This is a genomic window from Pseudomonas sp. 8_5_2 (assembly GCF_059295255.1).
The window spans coordinates 1,756,030-1,774,896 of the sequence record NZ_CM181238.1 but is presented as its reverse complement, the minus strand read 5'-3'; the positions used below and the strand labels follow the sequence as shown (position 1 = coordinate 1,774,896).

At 61.9% G+C, this 18,867-nt stretch carries 17 protein-coding genes; 12 read left to right on the top strand and 5 right to left on the bottom strand.

What is annotated here, in order from left to right:
- Nucleotides 1-3: 3 nt before the first annotated feature.
- From AC5O5R_RS08145 to AC5O5R_RS08100, 10 genes are all read left to right on the top strand, one after another.
- Nucleotides 4-201, top strand: a complete 198-nt coding sequence (locus tag AC5O5R_RS08145) for a cbb3-type cytochrome oxidase subunit 3 (protein ID WP_172231941.1) — start codon at nucleotides 4-6, stop codon at nucleotides 199-201.
- Entirely contained in the window at nucleotides 198-1,178 is a 981-nt protein-coding gene (ccoP, locus tag AC5O5R_RS08140; protein WP_172231935.1) for a cytochrome-c oxidase, cbb3-type subunit III, read from the top strand. The genes AC5O5R_RS08145 and ccoP overlap by 4 nt, the downstream gene beginning before the upstream one ends.
- A 301-nt stretch (nucleotides 1,179-1,479) precedes the next feature.
- Nucleotides 1,480-2,895 (top strand): cytochrome c oxidase accessory protein CcoG, encoded by a 1,416-nt coding sequence (ccoG, locus tag AC5O5R_RS08135; RefSeq protein ID WP_172286820.1) that lies wholly within the window; start codon nucleotides 1,480-1,482, stop codon nucleotides 2,893-2,895.
- A 17-nt stretch (nucleotides 2,896-2,912) separates the two neighbouring features.
- Nucleotides 2,913-3,440, top strand: a complete 528-nt coding sequence (locus AC5O5R_RS08130; protein ID WP_494515162.1) for a FixH family protein — start codon at nucleotides 2,913-2,915, stop codon at nucleotides 3,438-3,440.
- A gap of 151 nt (nucleotides 3,441-3,591) precedes the next feature.
- Complete coding sequence (locus AC5O5R_RS08125) at nucleotides 3,592-6,063, top strand: heavy metal translocating P-type ATPase (RefSeq protein WP_494515161.1); 2,472 nt, start codon at nucleotides 3,592-3,594, stop codon at nucleotides 6,061-6,063.
- Nucleotides 6,042-6,257: a cbb3-type cytochrome oxidase assembly protein CcoS gene (gene ccoS / locus AC5O5R_RS08120; protein WP_494512300.1), complete on the top strand. Its 216-nt coding sequence runs from the start codon at nucleotides 6,042-6,044 to the stop codon at nucleotides 6,255-6,257. Before AC5O5R_RS08125 ends, ccoS begins: the two co-directional genes overlap by 22 nt.
- Nucleotides 6,250-6,933, top strand: coding sequence for a sulfite exporter TauE/SafE family protein (locus AC5O5R_RS08115; RefSeq protein WP_172231398.1), 684 nt, complete (start codon nucleotides 6,250-6,252; stop codon nucleotides 6,931-6,933). Before ccoS ends, AC5O5R_RS08115 begins: the two co-directional genes overlap by 8 nt.
- A 177-nt stretch (nucleotides 6,934-7,110) precedes the next feature.
- The gene (hemN, locus tag AC5O5R_RS08110) at nucleotides 7,111-8,493 is read left to right on the top strand and encodes an oxygen-independent coproporphyrinogen III oxidase (protein ID WP_494515160.1); all 1,383 of its coding nucleotides are present in this window, start codon (nucleotides 7,111-7,113) and stop codon (nucleotides 8,491-8,493) included.
- Nucleotides 8,494-8,679: 186 nt separating this feature from the next.
- On the top strand, nucleotides 8,680-9,414 hold the full coding sequence (fnrA, locus tag AC5O5R_RS08105; RefSeq protein WP_003254301.1) for a Crp/Fnr family transcriptional regulator FnrA: 735 nt from the start codon (nucleotides 8,680-8,682) through the stop codon (nucleotides 9,412-9,414).
- Between the two features lie 55 nt (nucleotides 9,415-9,469).
- On the top strand, nucleotides 9,470-10,018 hold the full coding sequence (locus AC5O5R_RS08100; RefSeq protein ID WP_054573138.1) for an adenine phosphoribosyltransferase: 549 nt from the start codon (nucleotides 9,470-9,472) through the stop codon (nucleotides 10,016-10,018).
- A gap of 38 nt (nucleotides 10,019-10,056) precedes the next feature.
- On the opposite strand, the gene recR is transcribed toward AC5O5R_RS08100, so the two are convergent.
- The 3 genes from recR to dnaX all read right to left on the bottom strand — a co-directional run bounded on the left by recR (nucleotide 10,057) and on the right by dnaX (nucleotide 13,446).
- Nucleotides 10,057-10,659: a recombination mediator RecR gene (gene recR / locus AC5O5R_RS08095; protein ID WP_172227565.1), complete on the bottom strand. Its 603-nt coding sequence runs from the start codon at nucleotides 10,657-10,659 to the stop codon at nucleotides 10,057-10,059.
- A 300-nt stretch (nucleotides 10,660-10,959) separates the two neighbouring features.
- On the bottom strand, nucleotides 10,960-11,295 hold the full coding sequence (locus AC5O5R_RS08090) for a YbaB/EbfC family nucleoid-associated protein (RefSeq protein ID WP_172227563.1): 336 nt from the start codon (nucleotides 11,293-11,295) through the stop codon (nucleotides 10,960-10,962).
- Nucleotides 11,296-11,358: 63 nt separating this feature from the next.
- A complete protein-coding gene (gene dnaX, locus AC5O5R_RS08085) occupies nucleotides 11,359-13,446 on the bottom strand; it encodes a DNA polymerase III subunit gamma/tau (RefSeq protein ID WP_494515159.1) in 2,088 nt (695 codons plus the stop codon).
- A gap of 123 nt (nucleotides 13,447-13,569) precedes the next feature.
- Between dnaX and AC5O5R_RS08080 the strand changes: the two genes are divergently transcribed.
- Nucleotides 13,570-14,325, top strand: coding sequence for a substrate-binding periplasmic protein (locus tag AC5O5R_RS08080; RefSeq protein WP_494512298.1), 756 nt, complete (start codon nucleotides 13,570-13,572; stop codon nucleotides 14,323-14,325).
- A gap of 47 nt (nucleotides 14,326-14,372) precedes the next feature.
- Here the strand turns inward: AC5O5R_RS08080 and AC5O5R_RS08075 are convergent, their stop codons facing one another.
- Nucleotides 14,373-14,861, bottom strand: a complete 489-nt coding sequence (locus tag AC5O5R_RS08075) for a DUF2938 domain-containing protein (RefSeq protein WP_172227557.1) — start codon at nucleotides 14,859-14,861, stop codon at nucleotides 14,373-14,375.
- A gap of 80 nt (nucleotides 14,862-14,941) precedes the next feature.
- Here AC5O5R_RS08075 and AC5O5R_RS08070 point away from each other — a divergent pair, with 80 nt between their 5' ends.
- Nucleotides 14,942-15,352 carry a helix-turn-helix domain-containing protein gene (locus tag AC5O5R_RS08070; protein WP_172227569.1) on the top strand — a complete coding sequence of 137 codons (411 nt, stop codon included), beginning with the start codon at nucleotides 14,942-14,944 and terminating at the stop codon, nucleotides 15,350-15,352.
- A gap of 163 nt (nucleotides 15,353-15,515) precedes the next feature.
- On the opposite strand, the gene AC5O5R_RS08065 is transcribed toward AC5O5R_RS08070, so the two are convergent.
- On the bottom strand, nucleotides 15,516-18,188 hold the full coding sequence (locus AC5O5R_RS08065) for a hypothetical protein (RefSeq protein ID WP_494515158.1): 2,673 nt from the start codon (nucleotides 18,186-18,188) through the stop codon (nucleotides 15,516-15,518).
- Nucleotides 18,189-18,867: the final 679 nt, after the last annotated feature.

Genomic DNA, 18,867 nt, shown 5'->3' with positions numbered 1-18,867 from the left:
CTGATGGATATCGGGATGATTCGCGGCCTGGGCACCGTGGTGGTGATGGTGGCCTTCGTGGGCCTGGCGCTGTGGGTGTTCAACCCGCGGCGTAAAAAGGACTTCGACGAAGCGACCCAGCTGCCCTTCGCAGATGACCCCGATGCCAGCCGCCACGTTGAGCACGAGCACGCAAAAGCTTCTGGGAGCAAAAAACAATGACAACCTTCTGGAGTCTGTACGTTACCGTCCTGACCCTGGGCACCATCTTCGCGCTGACCTGGCTGTTGCTGTCGACCCGCAAGGGCCAGCGCGAGGAGGTGACCGATGAAACTGTGGGGCACGCCTTCGACGGCATCGAGGAATACGACAACCCGCTGCCGAAATGGTGGTTCTGGCTGTTCGTCGGCACCATCATCTTCGCCCTCGGCTACCTGGTGCTATACCCGGGCCTGGGCAACTGGAAAGGCATCCTGCCGGGCTATTCGTACCTGGACAGCGAGAAGCAGACCGAGTTTTCCAACGGCCAGCCGGGCTGGACCGGCGTGCACGAGTGGGAAAAGGAAATGGCCAAGGCCGACGCACGCTTCGGGCCGATCTTCGCCAAGTTTGCCGCCATGCCCATCGAAGAGGTGGCCAAGGACCCGCAGGCGCTGAAAATGGGCGCGCGGCTGTTCGCCTCCAACTGCTCGGTGTGCCACGGTTCCGACGCCAAGGGTGCCTTCGGCTTCCCCAACCTGACCGACAACGACTGGCGCTGGGGCGGCGAGCCGGAAACCATCAAGACCACCATCATGGGCGGCCGCCACGGCGTGATGCCGGGCTGGGCCGAGGTGATCGGTGACCAGGGCGTGGCCGACGTGGCTGCGTTCGTGGTCAGCAAGCTCGATGGCCGTACCCTGCCAGAGGGCGCGAAGGCCGATGCCGAGAACGGGCAGAAGATCTTCGCAGCCAACTGCGTGGCCTGCCACGGGCCGGAGGGCAAGGGCACGCCGGCCATGGGCGCACCGAACCTGACCCACCCGCAGGCGTTCATCTATGGGTCGAGCTTTGCGCAACTGCAGCAGACCATTCGCTATGGCCGTCAGGGGCAGATGCCGGCCCAGGAGCAGATGCAGGGTAACGACAAGGTGCATTTGCTGGCGGCTTACGTGTACAGCCTCTCGCACAAGGACCAGGAACAGGCCAAGGCTGAGTAGGCAGGCCTGGCCCTTTCGCGGCTAAAGCCGCTCCCACAGGATAATGCAATCGCTGTGGGAGCGGCTTTAGCCGCGAAGAAGCCGGTACTGGCACAGCATTTCTTGCAGGCAAATGACCTGGATCAATTGACACCTGCCATAACACGTTTCACACCCCAAACCCAACGCGACTAAAGGTCGCAGCGAGGTCCCATACCGCCACCAGCGGCGTATCATGGACCGCAGAGCGCTAGCAGATTGCGCGAGACTGCGGCCGGCACGCACTGGCCGCGGCGTTTCTCCACTGCCGTGGGACTTGATGATGAGCAAGCAAATTCCGGTACATGATGTAACCCCGCCTGCCAACAAAGGGAAGGATTCCGTCGACCTCTACGCCTCCCGCGAGAAAATCTACACCCGCGCCTTCACCGGCGTATTCCGCCGCCTGCGCATGGTTGGCGGGGCGCTGCTGTTCCTGCTGTACTTCGGCACCGTCTGGCTGAACTGGGGCGGGCACCAGGCCGTGTGGTGGAACCTGCCCGAACGCAAGTTCTACATCTTCGGCGCCACCATTTGGCCACAGGACTTCATCCTGCTCTCGGGCATCCTCATCGTCGCCGCCTTCGGCCTGTTCTTCGTCACTGTCTATGCCGGGCGCGTGTGGTGCGGCTACACCTGCCCGCAAAGCGTGTGGACGTGGATCTTCATGTGGTGCGAAAAGGTCACCGAAGGCGATCGCAACCAGCGCATGAAACTGGACAAGTCGCCCATGAGCGGCAACAAGTTCCTGCGCAAGTTCGCCAAGCACAGCCTGTGGCTGCTGATCGGCTTTGTCACCGGCATGACCTTCGTCGGCTACTTCTCGCCGATCCGTGAACTGGTCATCGAATTCTTCACCGGCCAGGCCGACGGCTGGGCCTACTTCTGGGTCGGTTTCTTCACCCTCGCCACCTACGGCAACGCCGGATGGCTGCGCGAACAGGTGTGCGTTTACATGTGCCCGTATGCACGCTTCCAGAGCGTGATGTTCGACAAGGACACGCTGATCGTTTCCTACGACCCGCGCCGTGGCGAAACCCGTGGCCCGCGCAAGAAAGACGCCGACTACAAAGCCCAGGGCCTGGGCGACTGCATCGACTGCACGATGTGCGTGCAAGTCTGCCCTACCGGCATCGACATCCGTGATGGCCTGCAGATCGAGTGCATCGGCTGCGCCGCCTGCATCGACGCCTGCGACAGCATCATGGACAAGATGAACTACCCCAAAGGCCTGATCAGCTATACCACCGAGCACAACCTGTCCGGGCAGAAGACCCACATGCTGCGCCCGCGCCTGATCGGCTATGCCGCCGTGCTGCTGGTGATGATGATCGGCCTGGCCACTGCCTTCGCCACCCGCTCGCTGGTCGGCTTCGACGTCAGCAAGGACCGCGTGCTGTACCGTGAGAATGCCCAGGGCCGAATCGAGAACGTGTACAGCCTGAAGGTGATGAACAAGGACCAGCGCGACCACGTCTACGTGCTGGAGGCCGCCGGCCTGCCGGACCTCAAGCTGGAAGGCCAGCGCGAGATCCGCGTCGCCGCCGGTGACATCGTCAGCCTGCCGGTGCAGCTGTCGGTAGCCCCTGAAAAACTGCCGTCGACCACCAACGAAATCACCTTCATCCTCAAGAGCGCCGACGACAGCGACGCCCAGGTTGAAGCCAAGAGCCGCTTCATCGGCCCACAGATCCGCTAACAGAGAGATATCGCACAATGCCTGCCGCCACCGCTACCAGCCCCTGGTACAAGCACCTCTGGCCCTGGATCATCATTGGCATCCTCACCACCTCGGTGTGCCTGAGCCTGACCATGGTCAGCATCGCCGTGAGCAACCCGGACAACCTGGTGAACGACAACTACTACGAGGCAGGCAAGGGCATCAACCGCTCGCTGGACCGTGAACTGCTGGCGCAGAACCTGAACCTGAAAGCCAGCGTACACCTGGACGAGCTGACCGGCGAAGTGGACCTGCGCCTGGCCGGCAACAGCGACCCGCAGAGCCTGGAACTGAACCTGATTTCGCCGACCCAGCCGCAGAAGGACCGCAAGGTACTGCTGAGCCGGGTCGAGGCCGGGCGTTACGTGGGGCAGCTGGAGGATGAGGTCGACGGGCGCCGCTTTGTGGAACTGCTGGGTAGCGAAGGTGGCCAGGTGTGGCGCTTGTTCGAGGAGGAAAAGGTCGAGCATGGCGTGACCTTGCAACTGGGTGACGAAGCCATCCAGGGCGCCGAGCACCATTAACCAAATCACCGCCGCCAATCCCTGTGGGAGCGGGTTTACCCGCGAATGCGTCAGACCTGAGCCCATCATTACCTGAGCTGACGCATTCGCGGGTGAACCCGCTCCCACTGGTACTGTGACCGGCCCGCGCTATGTGCAAGGCAATGATGTGATGACCCAACCCACCCCCTGCTACCACTGCGCCCTGCCCGTCCCGGCCGGCAACCGCTTCAGCGCCGTGGTCCTCGGCCAGCCCAGGCAGTTCTGCTGCCCCGGCTGCCAGGCAGTTGCCGAGTCGATCGTTGCCGGCGGCCTGGAGCACTATTACCAGCACCGCAGCGACAACAGCGCCAACCCCGAAGCCCTGCCCAGGCAGTTGCAGGACGAACTGGCCCTGTACGACCGCAGCGACGTGCAACAAAGCTTCGTCCGCCACCAGGGCCAGCTGGCCGAAACCACCCTGCTGGTCGAAGGCATCAGCTGCGCCGCCTGCGGCTGGCTGATCGAAAAGCACCTGCGCAATCTGCCTGCCGTCGCCGAAGCCCGCCTCAACCTGTCCAACCACCGCCTGCTGCTGAGCTGGGACGACCAGCAGCTGCCGCTGTCACGCCTGCTCGCCGAGCTGCGCCAGATCGGCTACGCCGCCCACCCGTACCAGCCGGACCAGGCTGCCGAGCAGCTGGCCCGGGAAAACCGCAGCGCCCTGCGCCGGCTGGGCGTGGCCGGGCTGCTGTGGTTCCAGGCGATGATGGCGACCATGGCCACCTGGCCGGAATTCAACATCGACCTGTCGCCCGAATTGCACACCATCCTGCGTTGGGTGGCGCTGTTTCTCACCATCCCCATCGCGTTCTACAGCTGTGCGCCGTTCTTCAAGGGTGCAGCGCGCGACCTGCGCACCCGCCACCTGACCATGGACGTGTCGGTATCGTTGGCCATCGCCCTGGCGTTCGGTGCAGGTATCTGGACCGCAATCACCGGCAGCGGCGAGCTGTATTTCGACACCGTGGGCATGTTTGCGCTGTTCCTGCTGACCGGCCGCTACCTGGAACGCCGCGCCCGCGAACGCACTGCCGCGGCCACCGCGCAGCTGGTCAACCTGCTGCCGGCTTCCTGCCTGCGCCTGGACGCCATTGGCCGCAGCGAGCGCATCCTGCTCAGCGAGCTGCACTGCGGTGACACGGTGCAGGTGCTGCCGGGTGCAGTCATCCCCGCCGACGGGCGCATCGTCGAAGGCCGCTCCAGCGTCGACGAATCGCTGCTGACCGGGGAATACCTGCCGCAACCGCGCCGGGTTGGCGAACGGGTCACTGGCGGCACACTGAACGTCGAGAGCACCCTCAACGTGGAAGTCGAAGCCCTCGGCCACGATTCGCGGCTGTCGGCCATCGTTCGCCTGCTGGAGCGGGCCCAGACCGAAAAACCGCGCCTGGCGGAAATCGCCGACCGGGCCTCGCAGTGGTTCCTGTTGTTCTCGCTGCTGGCGGCCGCGGCCATCGGCCTGTGGTGGTGGCACCACGACCCTTCACGGGCATTCTGGATTGTCCTGGCCATGCTGGTAGCGACCTGCCCGTGCGCCCTGTCGCTGGCCACGCCAACGGCGCTGACGGCAGCCACCGGCACCCTGCACAAGCTCGGCCTGCTGATCACCCGCGGGCATGTGCTGGAAGGCTTGAGCCAGATCGATACCGTGATTTTCGACAAGACCGGTACGCTGACCGAAGGCCGCCTGACCCTGCGCAGCATTCGCCCGCTCGGCAACCTGGCTGCCGACCACTGCCTGGCCCTGGCGGCAGCCCTGGAAAACCGCTCCGAGCACCCCATCGCCCGCGCCTTCGGCCGCACCGCCACACCGGCCGACGACGTGCAGACCATGCCCGGCCTGGGCCTGGAAGGGCTGGTCGAAGGCCAGCGCCTGCGCATTGGCCAGGCCACCTTCGTCTGCGCCCTGAGCGGCGCAGAAATCCCCGGCGTGCCAGAGCCTCGCGGCCAGTGGCTGCTACTGGGCGACCGCCAGGGGCCGCTGGCCTGGTTCGGCCTGGACGACCGCCTGCGCGACGATGCCCCGGCCCTGCTGGCCGCCTGCAAGGCCCGTGGCTGGCGCACGTTGCTGTTGTCGGGCGACAGCTCACCGATGGTCGCTGAAGTGGCCGCGCAACTGGGCATTGACGAAGCTATTGGCGGCCTGCGTCCGGACGACAAGCTGGACCGCCTGAAGGCACTGCAAGCGGCCGGGTGCAAGGTGCTGATGCTGGGCGACGGGGTCAACGACGTACCCGTGCTGGCCGCTGCCGACATCAGCATCGCCATGGGCAGCGCCACCGACCTGGCCAAGACCAGCGCCGATGCCGTGCTGCTGTCCAACCGCCTGCAGGCGCTGGTGCAGGCCTTCGAACTGGCCCGCCGCACCCGCCGCAACATCCTCGAGAATCTGCTCTGGGCGACCCTGTATAATGGCCTGATGCTGCCGTTTGCCGCGCTCGGCTGGATCACCCCGGTATGGGCCGCCATCGGCATGTCGATCAGCTCGCTGATCGTGGTGCTCAATGCCCTGCGCCTGACCCGCATGCCGGCATCGGGCTTGCCGACACCTGCAACCCACTTGCCCGCGAGGAAGTCGCCATGCCCGCCCTCTATGTCATGATCCCCGCGGCCCTGCTGCTGGTCGGCGTGGCCGTGTACATCTTCTTCTGGGCGGTGGACAGCGGCCAGTACGACGACCTCGAAGGCCCTGCCCACAGCATCCTGTTCGACGACCAGGACCCGCGCCACCAGGCGGCAGTGAACGCTGACGACGCCCCGGCTGACGCCGACAAGGAACCACCACCCCGTGCCTGACCTGCTTCCCCTGCTCGGCTCGGCTTTGATCCTCGGTCTGCTCGGCGGCGGCCACTGCCTGGGCATGTGCGGCGGCCTGATGGGCGCGCTGACCCTGGCCATCCCGCCCGAGCAACGCGGTCGGCGCCTGCGCCTGCTGCTGGCGTACAACCTTGGGCGTGTGCTGAGCTATGCCAGTGCCGGCCTGTTGCTGGGCCTGGCCGGCTGGGCCGTGGCCAGCAGCCCGGCGGCGCTGGCGCTGCGGGTGCTGGCAGCGCTGCTGCTGATTGCCATGGGGCTGTACCTGGCCGGCTGGTGGAGCGGGTTGACCCGTATCGAAGCCCTGGGCCGTGGGCTGTGGCGGCATGTCCAGCCGGTGGCGTCGCGCTTGCTGCCGGTATCCAGCCTGCCCCGCGCGTTGCTGCTCGGGGCCTTGTGGGGGTGGTTGCCGTGCGGGCTGGTGTACAGCACCCTGCTGTGGGCGGCCAGCCAGGGCAATGCTGGCCATAGCGCAGCGCTGATGCTGGCGTTCGGGCTGGGAACCTGGCCGGTGTTGCTGGCCACGGGTCTGGCGGCGGAGCAGGTCAACAGGTTGTTGAAACGGCGCAGTGTGCGCGTTGCCGGCGGTGTGCTGGTGATCCTGTTCGGGGTATGGACCCTGCCCGGCCCGCACCAGCATTGGCTGATGGGGCATTGAAAGGGGCAGCACAAAGCTTGAGACTTGCACGCCCCCCTGTGGGAGCTGGCTTGCCGGCGATTGGGCCGCACAGCGGCCCTCGATAGCACGCCGACTCCCCTTGATACAAATCAACACAGATTCCTACGCGCGACCATAGACTCCGGTGCACTGCTGCTCTTTCCAGGGACCGCCTTCATGCTCGACGACCTACGTTGGGATACCGACCTGATCCGCCGCTACGATCTGGCCGGGCCACGCTATACCTCCTATCCGACCGCCGTGCAGCTGCACAGCGAAGTGGGCTCGTTCGACCTGCTCCACGCCCTGCGCGAAAGCCGCAGGGCGGTGCGCCCTCTGTCGCTGTACGTGCACGTGCCGTTCTGCGCCAACATCTGCTACTACTGCGCCTGCAACAAGGTCATCACCAAAGACCGCGCCCGCGCTGCGCCCTACCTGCAGCGCCTGGAGCAGGAAATCCGCCTGATCGCCTGCCACCTGGCGCCTGGGCAACGGGTCGAGCAACTGCATTTGGGCGGCGGCACGCCGACCTTCCTCAGCCATGTGGAATTGCGCCAGCTGATGGCCACCCTGCGCCAGCATTTCCACTTGCTGGAGGACGATTCCGGGGACTACGGCATCGAGCTCGACCCCCGCGAGGCCGACTGGTCGACCATGGGCCTGCTGCGCGAGCTGGGCTTCAACCGCGTCAGCCTCGGCGTGCAGGACCTCGACCCGGCCGTGCAGCGCGCAGTCAACCGCCTGCAAAGCCTGGAGCAGACCCGCACCCTGATCGAGGCTGCGCGCACGCTGCAGTTCCGCTCGGTCAACCTCGACCTCATCTACGGGCTGCCCAAGCAAACCCCGGAAGGCTTTGCCCGTACCGTCGAAGAAGTGATCCGCCTGCAACCCGACCGGCTCTCGGTGTTCAACTACGCCCACCTGCCCGAGCGGTTCATGCCACAGCGGCGCATCGACAGCAACGACCTGCCCAGCGCGGCCGCCAAGCTGGAGATGCTGCACGCGACCATCGACCAGCTGACCGCAGCCGGCTACCGCTACATCGGCATGGACCACTTCGCCCTGCCCGACGACGAGCTGGCGATTGCCCAGGAAGAAGGCACCCTGCAGCGCAATTTCCAGGGCTACACCACCCATGGCCATTGCGACCTGATCGGGCTGGGCGTGTCGGCCATCAGCCAGATCGGCGACCTGTATTGCCAGAACAGCAGCGACCTCGCCACCTACCAGGAAAGCCTGTCCAACGCCCAGCTGGCCACCCAGCGTGGTCTGCTCTGCAGCCAGGACGACCGCGTACGCCGGGCGGTGATCCAGCAGCTGATCTGCCATTTCGAACTGGACTTCGAGCCCATCGAACAGGCTTTCACCCTCGACTTTCGCGGCTACTTCAACGACCTCTGGCCCCAGCTGCTGAACTTGCAGCGCGACGGCCTGATCAGCCTGGACGACAAGGGCATCCGCATCCTGCCAGCTGGCCGCCTGCTGGCGCGCTCGGTGTGCATGGTGTTCGACGCCTACCTGGCGATGCAGAACCGCCAACGCTTCTCACGGGTGATCTGAACACCGAGTCGTTCGACCGCATGGACAAGTTTCCTTGTCGGGCACACTATTGGGCACACAAGGACTCCCGGCAGGCCACTGCCGGGGTTTCGCCACGGCGCACCATCATCGCGCACGCTGGCCTACACCCTGTGTCGTGGGTTACCCTTACGACTTATGTGTGCTTTCCCACAAGGATCGATTCAAATGTCCGAGCCAGTCAAACTGCGCCCACACAACCAGGCCCATTGCAAGGATTGCAGCCTGGCCCCCCTGTGCCTGCCTCTTTCACTGAATCTGGAAGACATGGATGCACTGGATGAAATCGTCAAGCGCGGGCGACCGCTGAAAAAAGGCGAGTTCCTGTTCCGCCAGGGGGACAGTTTTGGCTCGGTTTACGCAGTACGTTCCGGCGCCCTGAAAACCTTCAGCCTGAGCGACAGCGGCGAGGAGCAGATCACCGGCTTCCACCTGCCCAGCGAGCTGGTCGGCCTGTCGGGCATGGATACCGAAGCCTATCCGGTATCGGCCCAGGCTCAGGAAACCACTTCGGTGTGCGAAATCCCCTTCGAGCGCCTCGACGAGCTGTCGGTGCAACTGCCGCAGCTACGCCGCCAGCTGATGCGGGTGATGAGCCGGGAGATTCGTGACGACCAGCAAATGATGCTGCTGCTGTCGAAAAAGACCGCTGACGAGCGCATCGCCACCTTCCTGGTCAACCTGTCCGCACGTTTCCGCGCACGCGGCTATTCGGCCAACCAGTTCCGCCTGAGCATGTCGCGCAACGAAATCGGCAATTACCTGGGCCTGGCGGTGGAAACCGTGTCGCGGGTGTTCACCCGCTTCCAGCAGAACGGCCTGCTGCGCGCCGAAGGCAAGGAAGTGCACATCCTCGACCCGATCCAGCTGTGTGCGCTGGCCGGTGGCGCAATCGAGGCCTGAGGCCTGCGTTTAGCGGGTATACTTGGCCATTCGTTTTCCCAGGATACCCGCAACAATGCACAGCGACGCTTTCGACCTCAAAGCCCTGATCCGCCCGGTAGTGGACTTCCCGAAACCAGGCGTGATCTTCCGCGACATCACCCCGCTGTTCCAGTCGCCGCGTGGGCTGCGCTATGTCGCCGACCAGTTCATCGAGCGCTATGTCGAGGCTGAATTCAGCCACATCGGCGCCATGGACGCGCGGGGCTTCCTGATCGGCTCGATCATCGCGCACCAGTTGAACAAGCCGCTGATCCTGTTCCGCAAGCAAGGCAAGCTGCCGGCTGACGTGCTTAGCGAGGGTTACCAGACCGAATACGGCGAAGCCTTCCTGGAAGTGCATGCCGACAGCCTGTGCGAAGGGGATTCGGTGCTGATCTTCGACGACCTGATTGCTACGGGCGGTACCCTGCTGGCAGCAGCGAACCTGGTGCGTAGGACCGGGGCGCAGGTGTTTGAGGCGGCGGCGATCATCGACCTGCCAGAGCTGGAGGGGTCGCGCCGGCTGCAGGCGGCCGGGGTGCCTACCTTCTGCCTTACCGAATTTTCTCTCAGCGAATACTGATTATTCGGGGCCGCAAAGCGGCCCCCGACAATTCCGAATCAGAGCGAAATCGGCCGCCGCCCTGCAAAGGCGTGGGCCAAGGTCCCACCATCCACCAGCTCCAGCTCGCCGCCCAGCGGCACGCCATGGGCAATGCGCGACGCCACCAGGCCCTTCTCGTTCAGCAACTGCGCAATGTAATGCGCCGTCGCCTCACCCTCCACCGTCGGGTTGGTCGCCAGGATCACCTCAGTGAAGGTGCCCTGCTCCTCGATCCGCGCCATCAGCTGCGGAATACCGATCGCCTCCGGCCCCAGGCCGTCCAGCGGCGACAAGTGGCCCTTGAGCACGAAGTAACGGCCCCGGTAGCCGGTCTGCTCCACCGCATACACATCCACCGGGCCCTCGACCACGCACAGCTGGGTGTCGTCACGACGCGTATCGGCGCATTGCGGGCACAGCTCCTGCTCGGTCAAGGTACGGCACTGGCGGCAGTGGCCCACCCCTTCCATGGCCTGGGTCAGCGCCTGGGCCAGGCGCAGGCCGCCGCTGCGGTCACGCTCGAGCAGTTGCAGGGCCATGCGCTGGGCGGTTTTCTGGCCGACACCCGGCAGAATGCGCAGGCCGTCGATCAATTGGCGGATGAGGGGGCTGAAGCTCATGGGAATGGCCTGACAAATCAATAAGAGGCGGTTTATACCCAGCGTGGGCAGTGGCGTCAAATCAGCCTCCAGCCCCACACCGTCCTTGTAGGCGCGGCCTTGTGTCGCGATGGGGCGCGCAGCGGCCCCAGGAGCTTTGTTTCGCAGCATGAATTGCCGCGGCTGATGCGCAGCCCTATCCGACCGGTCCGGCGCCCCGGCAAGGCCGCTCCTACAAAAGAGCAGACCGCATCTGGCCTGAAATTTCTGCACAAAAAAACCGCCGCTGTTGTCAGCGGCGGTTTCGGTATCGCAATGCCCTTAGAACGGCATCTTGAAGCCCGGAGGCAGTTGCATGCCGGCGGTCATGCCGCCCATCTTGTCCTGGCTGCTCTGCTCGATCTTGCGCACGGCATCGTTAAGCGCGGCGGCGATCAGGTCTTCCAGCACTTCCTTGTCGTCTTCGTCAGTCGACATCAGGCTCTGGTCGATGCTGACGCGCTTCACGTCGTGACGACCGGTCATCACCACGCTCACCAGGCCGCCACCGGACTGACCGGTGACTTCGGCGTTGGCCAGTTCTTCCTGCATCTTGGCCATTTTTTCCTGCATCTGCTGGGCCTGCTTCATCAGGCCGGCCATGCCACCTTTCATCATGGGGTATACCTCGATTGGGTCATGTGATGCGGCCCGGCACCGGGCCGGCCGCATGGTTATCCGTTACTGGCCCTGATTGGCCAGGGCCTCTACAGGCTCAATAGTATCCTGCCGCACCTTGGCACCGAACAACTTGATCATTTGCTGGATCAACGGATCCTGCTCGATCGAGGTAACCGCGTCCTGCTGGCGCTCGGCACGCTTGCGCGCCCCTGCCTGGGCCGGGGTTTCCTGCTCGGGCAGGATCAGCTCGATACGCAGGTTCAGGGTACGCCCCAGGTGCTGGTTGAGCGCATCGTTCAGGCGCCGCTGCTGGGTGGCGTTGAACAGCGCGCCTTGGCCAGGGTCCAGGTGCAGCAGCCAGTCATCGCCATCGGCGGCGATCAGGGTACAGTTTGCCGCGATGTTGCCTGTCATCCCGGACACAGGCAACTGCGGGAATAATTCCAGCCATTGCAGGGCCAGGCCGGTGGCCGGCTTGGCCGCTGGCAGCGGTTGCGCGACAGGTTTGGGCGCCTCTTCCTGGATGTGTTCGGCCAGTTCGTCCAGGTAGCTGAAGCCGACCGGGTCGCTTTCACCGCCGTAATAGTCGTCGTCCAGCGGCGGCTCATCGTCGCGATCCATGCCCACGGCGGCGTAGGCGGACGGATCGAAAGGCGGCGCGTCGGCTTCAGGCCGAGGTGCCGGCCGGGTTGCCGGCGGCGCAGGCTGAGGCGCTGCCTGCGGGGCAGCCAAGGGCTCTGGCACAGGCTCGACCGGCGCAGGCTCGGAGGCTGCGACCGGCTCCTCCCAAGGCAGGTCAACCACCTCGGCAACCGGCTCGGGCACTGAAATGGCCTCGATCTCGGCTTTCAGCGCGGTGTCTGGTTCCTGTTCCGGTTCATGGTCAGCTGTGGCAGGCGGCGGCACTACCAGCGGCGCAGTGGCAGGGGCAGGTTCTGGCGACACAGCCTCGGCAGGGGGCGGCGCCACGGCAACCGCTGGCGCTGCCACCGGGGTTGCAGGATCAGCTGTGGCCTGGCTGATCCCCACTGGCTTTAGCACCGGCTTCGGCGCATCGTCGGTGTCGGCCGGGCGGAACGCCAGCATGCGCAGCAACACCATTTCAAAGCCGCCACGCGGGTCCGGCGCCAAGGGCAGGTCACGGCGACCGATCAGGCCCATCTGGTAGTAGAACTGCACGTCCTCGGCGGGCAGCGCCGACGCCAGCGCCAGCACCCGGTCACGGTCGCCCTGGCCGTTGTCCACGGCCTCTGGCAGCGCCTGGGCAATGGCTACGCGGTGCAGCACATTGAGCATTTCGGCCAGCACGCCAGCCCAGTCCGGCCCCTGCTCGGCCAAGTTGCGCACGGCCTCGAGCAAGGCCCGGGCGTCGCCTTCGAGCAGTGCCTGCAACACACCATAGACCTGGCCGTGGTCAAGGCTGCCAAGCATCGCGCGCACATCGGCCGCCAGCACCTTGCCCTCGCCAAAGGCGATGGCCTGGTCGGTCAGGCTCATGGCGTCGCGCATCGAGCCATCGGCGGCGCGGCCCAGCAGCCACAGGGCATCGGGTTCGAACGGCACGTTCTCAGCGGCCAGCACGTGACTCAGGTGCTCGACCACCCGCTCCGGGCTCATGTTCTTCAGCGAGAACTGCAGGCAGCGCGACAGGATGGTGGCCGGCAGCTTCTGCGGGTCGGTAGTGGCCAGGATGAACTTGACGTAGGGAGGCGGCTCTTCCAGCGTCTTGAGCAAGGCGTTGAACGAGTGGGTCGAGAGCATGTGCACTTCGTCGATCAGGTAGACCTTGAAGCGCCCGCGGCTGGGGGCGTACTGCACGTTATCGAGCAGTTCGCGGGTGTCCTCGACCTTGGTACGGCTGGCGGCGTCGATCTCGATCAGGTCGACGAAGCGGCCCTCGTCGATTTCCCGGCACACCGAACAAGTGCCGCAGGGTGTAGAGGTGATGCCGGTTTCGCAGTTCAGGCACTTGGCGATGATTCGGGCGATGGTAGTCTTGCCCACGCCACGGGTACCGGTAAACAGGTAGGCATGGTGCAGGCGCTGGTTGTCCAAGGCATTGATCAAGGCCTTGAGCACATGGGCCTGGCCGACCATTTCGCGAAACGAGCGCGGACGCCATTTACGTGCAAGAACCTGATAACTCATCGAAAAACCATCGTAGCCTGATCGAGCGGAAGATCGCTAATGCTAGCGGAGCGGGGGCAAAATTGCACCCTGCGCGAGTCGTCTAAGCTTCAATACTGACGCGCTGTCCAGGGAGGATTGCTTTTGCGAACACTGCTGACCCTGTTACTGCTTTGGTGCTCCTGCAGCCTGGCTGAGCAGCCCGTAGTGCGTTTTTCCGTAGCTGAAAGCTGGAGCATGCCACTGGTGCGCATCGAAGGCGACCAGCCGGTGGAGGGTTTGCTGTACGACCTGATGCAGGCCATGGCCAGGGAAGTGGGCGTCCGCCCGGCGTTTCACGTGATGGCCCGCCTGCGCTTGCAGGAGGCCATGAACAGTGGCGATATCGATGTGCGCTGCTATGTGAGCACCCAATGGTTCAATGACAGGCCGGGGGATTTTGTCTGGAGCATCCCGCTGATTCACCAACGTGACGTGCTGGTGGGGGGGGTGGGTGAAAGCCAGCCGATGCCACCTGAGGATCTGCCACCCCAGACGGTCGGCACCGTGCTGGGCTACACCTATTCGACCCTGCAGCCTCTGCTGGACCAAGGCCGATTGCAACGCGAAGACAGCCGCAGCCAGCTGCTGGTGCTGCAGAAGCTGCAGGCGGGGCGGTATCGGCATGCGGTAAGCAACCAGCTGTCGTTGCAGTGGTTCAACCAGGGCTTGCCGGCGCAGCAGCAGCTGCCTGCGCTGGCAGTGCTGGAGGAACAGGACCTGGGGTGCATGGTGCGCAATGATCCGGCGATACCGACGCAGAGGCTGCTGCGGGCCTTGGTGCGGATGAAGCAGTCCGGTGAGATCGAGCGGATTGTGCAGCGGTATGGGGGGATCGGGTTGGTTGGGGTACGGCGGTAGTGCTTGATGGCGCAGCCGTGCCAGCACTGCCGCATCTCCCTATCTCCTCACACCGAAGCCAGCAGCCGCGCACTCACAAACAGCCCTACGCCAAACACGAAGTGCGTGGCCAGGCTCTTAAGGCAGTTACGCGCAGGCATCGGCGTTTTTGACGCAAAGAACCCCGCCCCCATCGCCGGCTGCATGAAGCACAATGGCGCCACGACGGTCAGCACACCTAGCGCCAGCGCTGGCACCAAGGTAGGGACCAGCAACCACCCCTCCCCCGCAACCACCACCAGAAGCACCGCGAACAGCACGCCAATGGCGTAATGAATCACCCAGCCCAACGCCAGTTCATGCCGAACCGGCTCGGCCTTGGCAATCGCCTGATGCCGCACACGCCCGCTCAGCAAATGCCCCGCCCAGCGCCCGACCATGGCCATATTCAACGTGGCGATACCCAGCCGCCTGAGCAGAAGCGCCCACAGGTCCATCACTACCGTGGCACCGATACCAATGGGCAACGCAGCGGAAAATATCGATAAAAATGTCATGCAAAAGCCCTCCAGGATTGACGATCAACACCATGCCGCGCAGCATAGAAGTTGAAGTCAACTTCAAGTCAAGGGCCCGAATGGATATTGCTGACGTCGCCAAGCGCACAGGCGTACGTGCATCGACGCTGCGTTATTACGAGAAGAAAGGCTTGCTCAAGTCCTTGGCCGGACCTGGGCAACGGCGGCAGTTCGCCGCCGATGTTGCGGACCGCCTGGCGTTGATCGCCCTAGGGCAGGCTGCAGGTTTTTCACTGGACGAAGTGGGGGCGATGCTGGTGGACCTGCAGGTAGACCGGCAGATGCTGATGGCTAAGGCGGACGAACTTGATGCGCGGATCAAGCAGTTGCAGGCCATGAGCAAGGGCTTGCGGCACGCAGCGCAATGCCCGGAAGAAGATCATTTGGCATGCCCGAAATTCCGCCGCCTGATGCAGCTAGCTGCGGCGGGGCTTGGGAAAAAAGGGGGCTACACAGGCCTGACGAGATGACAGTCAATGCGTGTGTAATACGCAAAAGGGCTGCCGTGATGCGCTGGCGGTAATAAAAAATATAGAACCGCGCGACTGATCCCGGTTTTGGGATCAGTCGGATGCTTTTTAAACTGGCAGCCACTGAAGTTAGCCAGAGATGCATGGCTTTTTCGGACCATCCCTAAAAAGGTGTGTACCGAATGTTATCGAGATGCACATTTGTACCGCCATCCATGAACTCAAACGACTTGATGGCAGAACTAGGTGAGGTGAATGAAACCCGTGTGGAATGAGGTCGATACCCCGCCGGCTTGGCGTCGGAAAATTTCGGCGCTGGAATGGTAGTAATCACAGTGCCGGCTGCCGTGTAAAAGCGTACTTTATGCGCCCCTCTAAAATCATCCGCGATATCAAAGCTGATCGCCTTGGCCAACCCTCTCAGAGTAAATTTTATATGGGCACCATGGCCCGTAGAAATAATATTCCCCCAGGTTGGATACCAACCATCGCAGCGGCTACACAACAATGAGCAATGGCCTCTGGTCACTGTAACGGTTAGCCCAGGGCACTCTAGTACCGCCCCAAGCGGCAAAGTCCTGGCCCCAACCGACTCAAAATTCTCCTTGGAAACCGCTCCAATAAGCTGCAAATTAAGCACATTGGAAAGAATGACCTGCGTGGTCCCATTGCGTACCAATTCGTAGCGCACAGCAAGGGGTTGAGCAGCACTATCCAGCAGTGATTTCATGTTCTGAGCGAGTACTCGATCAAGCGGCAAATTGAATGTTTTGGCACCCGCACTGGTCAGCAGCATCTTACCGCTTGAGTAATTACCGACCTTGATGACAACTTCATCGCCAAGCGCCAGACTGGGGTGATCGACACGCACGGGGAGTAGATTGTCAATGATTGGTGTCAGGTTCAGTTTGCCGCCCACTTCCAAGGGCACCACTGGAGCGCCAATGAAATTCTTCTGCATCGCTGCGGTTGCCACGGTGAAGACAAAATCAGCGGATGCAGCAATAGGCTTTCCTGGCCATTCGACCGCGTAGTATACCGTCATTTCTACAGGCGCTGCACCTTCTAACTCATAGACAGAGCGAGGCACAGTGAATCGAAAGGGTCCGTTATCATCTTTAGAGACTTTCAGTTCGTCGCGATAATAATCACCTTCAGAGGTTTCCCAATGCAGGTAAATCGTGCACGGGGCCGGTTGCTCAGCACCCTCAGGGATCTCGATGACCATATTGAATTCATATTCATCATTATCGGGATCCAGGGTGCTATTGATCAGCGGCAATTCAGTTGCAGGTGCCGGCAGGCTCTCAACAGGGTCGCCAATTTCGTAAGTTGCGGTTTCAGACTTGAAGACCTGCTTGCCTCGTGCCACGTGGTACGAGACTTTCACAAAACCACCTTCAAGCACCTTGAGGAAAGTCAGCCCAGCAAGCCGGATCGCTATCGGGTTGCCAACCATATTGCTGGTGACCGGTACCTTTTTTACAGGTATCGAAAGCGGGGAACCCTCCGATTTTGTGCCATGCCACACAAGGGTAATTTCATCTTGTGCTTGAAAATTGGCAGTCAGCGGAATCAGGACATTAATGAATTTGAGGTCCGGATCAACCCAACCACCTTCTGTCTTGTGGATCGTCGGCACTGGCAACAACGAAGCCATGCCTGTAACGTTGATATACCCTTTCTTCGATGTAATGGGCACCCCAGTCTTGGGTGTCAACGTATATGAAAACTGTGCACTGCCTCCACCGAGTGGCCACCATTGATCGTACGGAATTTGAACGCGCTGAGGTTTGATCGAATCCTGGACGATGAGCGGCCCAAAGTTCTTTGATGTGCTTTGACCTTGCTCGGTAGTGCCCACCCAATGCAGGAGGAGACTGTCACCCACCTGAAACTTTCCAGGAAACTGAAGGGCCACATAGTCCAGTGAAATACTGGCAGTCTCGATCTCACCCGTTGTGATAACAGCACCATTACCACTCAGCACTTCAGGCGCGCTCAGCGTAACGCCTTCAGTATTGACCTCGACCTTGGTTTCTTCGGACCATTCCGATTCGTTACCAACGACATCTGCAACGTAATAATATACAGGCAATGATTTACTATCGCCCTCTGCCTTTACAACACCTTCCGGCACCATCAATTCAATAGGCTTACCGACCTGAGCTTCAGTCACCTTGTGCGAGATTTCCTGATCCCCCCAGTACACATAGATCACATCATTCTCATTCATGCTCAGATAGGCAAGTATGGTGACCTTGATACCTGCTTTTGCTTCGTCTTGACCAATAACGGAAGACGCAGGCAAGGCCACGACGGGCGCACTGAGCTCCAAGCCAACACCTTGCGTCCCTTTCACGCCCGGCTGACCTCTACGGAACAACGTGCTAACTGTCGGAGACTCAAGAAATGCGCCGCCGACTGCTTTGTACACCGTATACTTCAAAAAAGAGCTACCTTCTGGGATTTTCTTACCTTCAATCTTGAATGTCTTATACTTCCCTGCCTCACTACTAGTGATTTTCCCTCCCGCAACCAGATTCCCCCCCCAAAACAAGCCAAGATAGTCTTGCTCCGCCGTTTTGGCATCCAGAGCAACAAGCACAGTCACCGTACTTTCAGAATCCTCAACCAGTTCATCACTGATCCCAAAATCCTCGGTGGCCGCAGGGTGAATCACATCATCTATATAAGGACGTTGCAAGGCTGTAGACGTCGTGTTCGGATATTTCGATTTCACGTAAGCCGCAAAGCCCTTGAGCTCTTCATCAATCGACGCGACGCCATCCACTGTTACTGGGGCGCTTGGGGGTACAGCTCCTGGTAAACTCATGGCTCATTCCTCACTCGTAACGGCATGGATTAAACAGCTCTACTGTAGGAGTGCCCGCTATGCAGGACAACTGGCAGAAATGTCAGGTCCAGCCCCTCTCCTTTCACATCTTTTGAGACCAGGGATGCTCCGACCAACTTCCCGCGCGGAAGCGGTGAGTTGATATTTCCCCGTCACGGTGAGCTATCTACAAATGCTATTTATAATCCCGAAATGAAAAACCCCGCAGACCTGGATCTGCGGGGCTTCATGTATGATGGCGGACAGATAGGGTAGGAAAAATGGCGGAGACACTGACAATTGCAACTGCTACGCCTACTGCGGGGTATCCAGAAGGAGCGGTACTTGCCGCTCCAGCTAGAGCCGCAGCAGCCACCTTCTTATCAAACGCAGTCTTGCGAGTTGTTTGGTTAGGTTGATCGCCAGTACCACGCCGCTGGGTACTGCAATGCGCATGCTACTGCCCTGTAGAAAATTGGGGCCGCAACCTCACAGTAACCTGACGAACACGACTATTACCACGGCAGCAAAAAGTGGTGGTGGAGGCTGTCTGAAGGCGGTTTATAGTCGGCTAGAATGCCGTCCACAGCGCACCACTAGGTGCAATACGGTACTGGCCCACTTCTAGATTTTCTTGGGAGGAAGTCCTTTAGAATTAAGGACTTACGTAATGGAGGCG

What these genes read in the sequence shown, in the direction of transcription:
- AC5O5R_RS08125 (WP_494515161.1), top strand. Translation starts at nt 3,592, where the DNA reads ATGACCCAACCCACCCCCTGCTACCACTGCGCCCTGCCCGTCCCGGCC.
- AC5O5R_RS08065 (WP_494515158.1), bottom strand. Translation starts at nt 18,188, where the DNA reads ATGAGTTTACCAGGAGCTGTACCCCCAAGCGCCCCAGTAACAGTGGAT.
- fnrA (WP_003254301.1), top strand. Translation starts at nt 8,680, where the DNA reads ATGTCCGAGCCAGTCAAACTGCGCCCACACAACCAGGCCCATTGCAAG.
- AC5O5R_RS08090 (WP_172227563.1), bottom strand. Translation starts at nt 11,295, where the DNA reads ATGATGAAAGGTGGCATGGCCGGCCTGATGAAGCAGGCCCAGCAGATG.
- AC5O5R_RS08070 (WP_172227569.1), top strand. Translation starts at nt 14,942, where the DNA reads ATGGATATTGCTGACGTCGCCAAGCGCACAGGCGTACGTGCATCGACG.
- AC5O5R_RS08075 (WP_172227557.1), bottom strand. Translation starts at nt 14,861, where the DNA reads ATGACATTTTTATCGATATTTTCCGCTGCGTTGCCCATTGGTATCGGT.
- ccoS (WP_494512300.1), top strand. Translation starts at nt 6,042, where the DNA reads ATGCCCGCCCTCTATGTCATGATCCCCGCGGCCCTGCTGCTGGTCGGC.
- ccoP (WP_172231935.1), top strand. Translation starts at nt 198, where the DNA reads ATGACAACCTTCTGGAGTCTGTACGTTACCGTCCTGACCCTGGGCACC.
- AC5O5R_RS08100 (WP_054573138.1), top strand. Translation starts at nt 9,470, where the DNA reads ATGCACAGCGACGCTTTCGACCTCAAAGCCCTGATCCGCCCGGTAGTG.
- recR (WP_172227565.1), bottom strand. Translation starts at nt 10,659, where the DNA reads ATGAGCTTCAGCCCCCTCATCCGCCAATTGATCGACGGCCTGCGCATT.
- ccoG (WP_172286820.1), top strand. Translation starts at nt 1,480, where the DNA reads ATGAGCAAGCAAATTCCGGTACATGATGTAACCCCGCCTGCCAACAAA.
- hemN (WP_494515160.1), top strand. Translation starts at nt 7,111, where the DNA reads ATGCTCGACGACCTACGTTGGGATACCGACCTGATCCGCCGCTACGAT.
- AC5O5R_RS08130 (WP_494515162.1), top strand. Translation starts at nt 2,913, where the DNA reads ATGCCTGCCGCCACCGCTACCAGCCCCTGGTACAAGCACCTCTGGCCC.
- AC5O5R_RS08145 (WP_172231941.1), top strand. Translation starts at nt 4, where the DNA reads ATGGATATCGGGATGATTCGCGGCCTGGGCACCGTGGTGGTGATGGTG.
- dnaX (WP_494515159.1), bottom strand. Translation starts at nt 13,446, where the DNA reads ATGAGTTATCAGGTTCTTGCACGTAAATGGCGTCCGCGCTCGTTTCGC.